The organism is Burkholderia sp. LMG 13014, from assembly GCF_905232215.1.
In the GTDB taxonomy this organism is placed as follows: domain Bacteria; phylum Pseudomonadota; class Gammaproteobacteria; order Burkholderiales; family Burkholderiaceae; genus Burkholderia.
The window spans coordinates 1-6,166 of the sequence record NZ_CAJNKE010000362.1; the positions used below are offsets into that span (position 1 = coordinate 1).

Annotated in this window: 3 protein-coding genes; 2 read left to right on the forward strand and 1 reads right to left on the reverse strand. The window is 65.0% G+C overall.

The window, feature by feature from the left end; all coding sequences use genetic code 11:
- On the reverse strand, positions 1-2,071 hold a 2,071-nt coding region (locus tag JYJ84_RS26010), incomplete at its 3' end, for a UvrD-helicase domain-containing protein (RefSeq protein WP_205189616.1).
- 272 nt (positions 2,072-2,343) lie between these two features.
- Here JYJ84_RS26010 and JYJ84_RS26015 point away from each other — a divergent pair.
- Together JYJ84_RS26015 and galU are read left to right on the forward strand one after the other, a co-directional pair.
- Entirely contained in the window at positions 2,344-5,211 is a 2,868-nt protein-coding gene (locus JYJ84_RS26015) for a valine--tRNA ligase (protein ID WP_122945127.1), read from the forward strand.
- Between the two features lie 87 nt (positions 5,212-5,298).
- Positions 5,299-6,166: UTP--glucose-1-phosphate uridylyltransferase GalU (gene galU / locus JYJ84_RS26020; RefSeq protein WP_205189618.1), on the forward strand; the 868-nt coding region annotated here is incomplete at its 3' end.

A 6,166-nucleotide genomic window follows, 5' to 3' on the forward strand; every position in this document is an offset into this window, starting at 1 on the left:
GCCCGCCCCAGCGCGAACCGGCCTCGACCTTCGGCGTCAGCCACTTGAGCACGTGTTCGGGCAGCTCGTCGAAGAAGCGCGAGCGCACGTTGTAGCGCGTCTGGCCATGCAGCATCCGGCTCTGCGCGAACGACAGGTAGAGCCGCTCCTTCGCGCGCGTGATCGCGACATACATCAGCCGGCGCTCTTCCTCGAGGCCGTCCGATTCGAGCACGCTGTTCTCGTGCGGGAACAGCCCTTCCTCGAGGCCCGTGATGAACACGGCCGAGAATTCGAGCCCCTTCGCCGCGTGCACCGTCATCAGCTGCACGGCGTCCTGCCCGGCCTGCGCCTGGTTGTCGCCGGCCTCCAGCGACGCATGCGACAGGAAGCCGGCGAGCGGCGTCATCGTGTCGGGGTTCTGTGCCGGGTCGGCGGGCGATACCGGATCGAGCACGTCGACCGACGGATCGTCCGTCGCGGTGCCAAGCTCGGGCGCCGCGATCGCGCCCGCGCGCAGCGGGATCGATCGGGCCGGCGTGTCGAGCCCGTAGCCTTCCTCGGCGATGAACGCGGTGGCCGCGTTCACGAGTTCCTGCAAGTTCTCGAGACGGTCCTGGCCTTCGCGCTCGCCCTGGTAGAAATCGGCGAGACCGCTGGCGCGCACGATGTGCTCGACGGTGTCGGGCAGGTTCATCTGCTGCGTATCGGCGCGCATCTTCGCGACCAGGTTCGCAAACCCGCCGAGGCTCGTGCCGGCCTTGCCCGTCACGTAAGGAATCGCGGCGGCCATCGAGCAGCCGTACAGACGCGCGGCGTCGGCGAGCTGCTCGATCGAGCGCGCACCGATGCCGCGGGTCGGGAAGTTCACGACGCGCACGAATGCGGTGTCGTCGTTCGGGTTGTCGATCAGGCGCAGGTACGCGAGCGCGTGCTTCACTTCCTGGCGTTCGAAGAAGCGCAGGCCGCCGTACACGCGGTACGGAATGCCCGACGACATCAGCGTGTGCTCGATCGAGCGCGACTGCGCGTTGCTGCGGTACAGGACGGCCACTTCGCTGCGCGCCATCCCGGTGTTGATCAGCGAGCGGATCTCCTCGACGATCCAGCCGGCTTCCTGCGAATCGGTGCTCGCCTCGTACACGCGCACGGGTTCGCCGTGGCCCGCGTCGGTGCGCAGGTTCTTGCCGAGACGGTGCGCGTTGTTCGAGATCAGCTGGTTCGCCGCGTCGAGGATGTTGCCGTGCGACCGGTAGTTCTGCTCGAGCTTGATCAGGTTGCGCACGCGGAATTCGTCTTCGAAGTCGCGCATGTTGCCGACGTTCGCGCCGCGGAACGCGTAGATCGACTGGTCGTCGTCGCCGACCGCGAAAATCGCGTTCTCGCCGCCCGCGAGCATCTTGAGCCACGCGTACTGCAGCTTGTTGGTGTCCTGGAACTCGTCGACGAGGATGTGCTTGAACCGCGCCTGGTAGTGCGCGCGCAGCGGCGCGTTGTACGCGAGCAATTCGTAGCAGCGCAGCAGCAGCTCGGGGAAATCGACCACGCCCTCGCGCTGGCATTGCTGGTCGTACGCCTGGTACAGCTCGACGAACTTGCGGTTGAAGTTGTCGGACGCGTCGACCTTGTCGGGGCGCAGCCCCTGCTCCTTCGCGTTGTTGATGAAGTACTGCACGTTCTTCGGCGGATACTTCTCGTCATCGACGTTCGCCGCCTTCATCAGCCGCTTGATCGCGGACAGCTGGTCGGCGGTATCCAGGATCTGGAAGGTCTGCGGCAGGCCGGCGTCGCGCCAGTGCGTGCGCAGCATCCGGTTGCACAGGCCGTGGAACGTGCCGATCCACATCCCGCGCGTGTCGATCGGCATCATCGCCGACAGGCGCGCCATCATCTCGCGCGCGGCCTTGTTCGTGAAGGTGACGGCCAGCACGGTGGGCGGCGATGCGTAGCCCTGCTGGATCAGCCACGCGATGCGGGTAATCAGTACGCGGGTCTTGCCGCTGCCCGCCCCTGCGAGGATCAGCGCCGGTTCGTTCGGCAACGTGACGGCGGCGAGTTGTTCGGGGTTCAGATTGGCGAGCAGATCGGGCATGGAGCGGCAGCGGACGGGCGATAAAAATGCGGACCCGACATTATAAGTCGGCCGCGACGCTTGCCGTCCGTGATCGAGCAAACCTGCTGCAACGGCCGCAGAATGCGCCGATGTGAGGTCCGCAATAGCCGGCAAATATCAATGCGTGGATGCCCGCCGACTCGCCATCAATATCGATGCATCGATAACGGTGACTGACCATCAATATCGATGCATCTATAATTGTCAGATTCGGCATCTAGTTCACACGCATTTTTCGGCAGATTTCCACTATGAGCGACAACACGCTTGCGAAGAGTTTCGAGCCCCACACCATCGAGTCCCAATGGGGGCCTGAGTGGGAAAAGCGCGGCTACGCGGCCCCGGCATTCGACCCGGCCCGCCCCGATTTCTCGATCCAGTTGCCGCCGCCGAACGTGACGGGCACGCTGCACATGGGCCACGCGTTCAACCAGACGATCATGGACGGCCTCACCCGCTACCACCGGATGCTCGGCGAGAACACGCTGTGGGTGCCCGGCACCGACCACGCGGGGATCGCGACCCAGATCGTCGTCGAGCGCCAGCTCGACGCGCAGGGCGTGTCGCGCCACGACCTCGGCCGCGAGAAGTTCGTCGAGCGCGTGTGGGAATGGAAGGAAAAGTCGGGTTCGACGATCACCGGCCAGGTGCGTCGCCTCGGCGCGTCGCCCGACTGGTCGCGCGAATACTTCACGATGGACGACAAGATGTCGGCCGCCGTGCGCGACGTGTTCGTCACGCTCTATGAACAGGGCCTGATCTACCGCGGCAAACGCCTCGTCAACTGGGATCCGGTGCTGCTGACCGCCGTGTCGGACCTCGAAGTGGTGAGCGAAGAGGAAAACGGCCACCTGTGGCACATCCGCTACCCGCTCGTCGACGGCTCGGGCTCGCTGACCGTTGCCACGACCCGCCCGGAAACGATGCTCGGCGACGTCGCGCTGATGGTCCACCCGGAAGACGAGCGCTATGCGCACCTGATCGGCAAGCTCGTCACGCTGCCACTGACGGGCCGCGAGATCCCGGTGATCGCCGACGACTACGTCGACCGCGAGTTCGGCACGGGCGTCGTGAAGGTCACGCCCGCGCACGACTTCAACGACTACCAGGTCGGCCAGCGCCACAAGATCGCTCCGATCGAGATCCTGACGCTCGACGCGAAGATCAATGACAACGGCCCCGAGCAGTATCGCGGCCTCGACCGCTTCGACGCGCGCAAGGCGATCGTCGCCGACCTCGACGCCGAGGGCTTCCTCGACTCGGTGAAGCCGCACAAGCTGATGGTGCCGCGCGGCGACCGCACGGGCGTCGTGATCGAGCCGATGCTGACCGACCAGTGGTTCGTCGCGATGACGAAGCCGGCGCCGGAAGGCACGTTCAATCCCGGCAAGTCGATCACGGAAACGTCGCTCGACGTCGTGCGCAACGGCCAGATCAAGTTCGTCCCGGAAAACTGGACGACCACCTACTACCAGTGGCTCGAGAACATCCAGGACTGGTGCATCTCGCGCCAGCTGTGGTGGGGCCACCAGATTCCCGCGTGGTACGGCGAGAACGGCGAGGTGTTCGTTGCCCGCAACGAGGAAGAAGCGCGCGCGCAGGCTGCCGCGAAGGGTTATGCGGGCGCGCTCAAGCGCGACGAAGACGTGCTCGACACGTGGTTCTCGTCGGCGCTGGTGCCGTTCTCGTCGCTCGGCTGGCCGAACGAAACGCCTGAACTGAAGCACTTCCTGCCGTCGTCCGTGCTCGTCACGGGCTTCGACATCATCTTCTTCTGGGTCGCCCGGATGGTGATGATGACCACGCACTTCACGGGCCAGGTGCCGTTCCACACCGTGTACGTGCATGGCCTCGTGCGTGACGCGGAAGGCCAGAAGATGTCGAAGAGCAAGGGCAACACGCTCGACCCGATCGACATCGTCGACGGCATCGACCTCGACACGCTGGTCGCGAAACGCACGACGGGCCTGATGAACCCGAAGCAGGCCGCGACGATCGAGAAGAAGACGCGCAAGGAATTCCCGGACGGCATCGCCGCGTTCGGCACCGACGCGCTGCGCTTCACGATGGCATCGATGGCAACGCTCGGCCGCAACGTGAACTTCGACCTCGCGCGCTGCGAAGGCTATCGCAACTTCTGCAACAAGCTGTGGAACGCCACGCGCTTCGTGCTGATGAACTGCGAAGGCCACGACTGCGGCAGCGACAAGCCGGAAGTCTGCGGCGCGGGCGATTGCGGCCCGGGCGGCTACCTCGACTTCTCGGCGGCCGACCGCTGGATCGTGTCGCTGCTGCAGCGCACCGAGGCCGACATCGCGAAGGGCTTCGCCGATTACCGCTTCGACAATATCGCCAGCAGCATCTACAAGTTCGTGTGGGACGAATACTGCGACTGGTATCTCGAACTCGCGAAGGTGCAGATCCAGAACGGCACGCCGGAACAGCAGCGCGCGACACGCCGCACGCTGCTGCGCGTGCTGGAAACGGTGCTGCGCCTCGCGCACCCGATCATCCCGTTCATCACCGAAGCACTCTGGCAGAAGGTCGCGCCGCTGGCGGGCCGCTATCCGCAGGGCAAGGCCGAGGGCGAAGCGTCGCTGATGACGCAGGCGTACCCGGTCGCGAACCTGCAGAAGATCGACGAGGCGTCCGAGCAGTGGGCGGCCGACCTGAAGGCGATCGTCGACGCGTGCCGCAACCTGCGCGGCGAGATGAACCTGTCGCCGGCCACCAAGGTGCCGCTGCTTGCAGCCGGCGATGCCGAGCGCCTGCGCTCGTTCGCACCGTACGTCCAGGCGCTTGCACGCCTGTCGGAAGTGCAGATCCTCGCGGACGAAGCAACGCTCGACAAGGAAGCGCACGGCGCGCCGATCGCGATCGTCGGGCCGAACAAGCTGGTGCTGAAGGTCGAGATCGACGTCGCAGCCGAACGCGAACGTCTGTCGAAGGAAATCGCGCGCCTGACGGGCGAGATCGTGAAGTGCAATGCAAAGCTCGGCAACGAGGCATTCGTCGCGAAAGCGCCGCCGGCCGTGGTCGAACAGGAGCAGAAGCGCGTCGCGGAATTCCAGAGCACCCTTGAGAAACTGCGCGCGCAGCTGGATCGGTTGCCTGCGTAACAAACCGCAAGGTCGTTTGCGTTCACTATAATGCGGGCGTGAACACAAACCGTCTGACAAATCGATTACAGGAATAAAGGTTCGATCATGTTGAAAGTCACCAAGGCGGTATTCCCTGTTGCCGGTCTCGGCACACGCTTCCTCCCGGCAACGAAGGCAAGCCCGAAGGAAATGCTGCCGGTCGTCGACAAGCCGCTGATCCAGTACGCAGTCGAGGAAGCGATCGCCGCCGGCATTACCGAGATGATCTTCGTCACCGGGCGCAGCAAGCGCGCGATCGAGGATCACTTCGACAAGTCGTATGAAATCGAGGCCGAGCTCGAGGCGCGCGGCAAGGAAAAGCTGCTCGAACTCGTGCGCAGCATCAAGCCCAGCCATGTCGACTGCTTCTACGTACGCCAGCCGGAAGCGCTCGGCCTCGGCCATGCGGTGCTGTGCGCGGAAAAGCTCGTGGCCGACAACCCGTTCGCGGTGATCCTCGCCGACGACCTGCTCGACGGCAACCCGCCCGTGATGAAGCAGATGGTCGACGTGTTCGACCACTATCACAGCTCGGTGATCGGCGTCGAAGAGATCCCGCCGTCGGAAACGAAGTCGTACGGGATCGTCGACGGCAAGGAGTGGGAGGAGTCGATCGTCAAGATGTCGGCGATCGTCGAAAAGCCGGCGCCGGAAGTCGCGCCGTCGAACCTCGGCGTGGTCGGCCGCTACATCCTGAAGCCGCGGATCTTCCAGCACCTGCGCGCGCTGAAGCCCGGCGCGGGCGGCGAGCTGCAGCTCACCGACGCGATCCAGTCGCTGCTCGCCGATGAGCAAGTGCTGGCCTACAAGTACCAGGGCACGCGCTACGACTGCGGCAGCAAGCTCGGCTACCTGAAGGCGACGGTCGAATTCGCACTGCGCCACTCGGAAGTCGGTGCGGACTTCGACGCGTACCTGCGCACGCGCGGCGGCG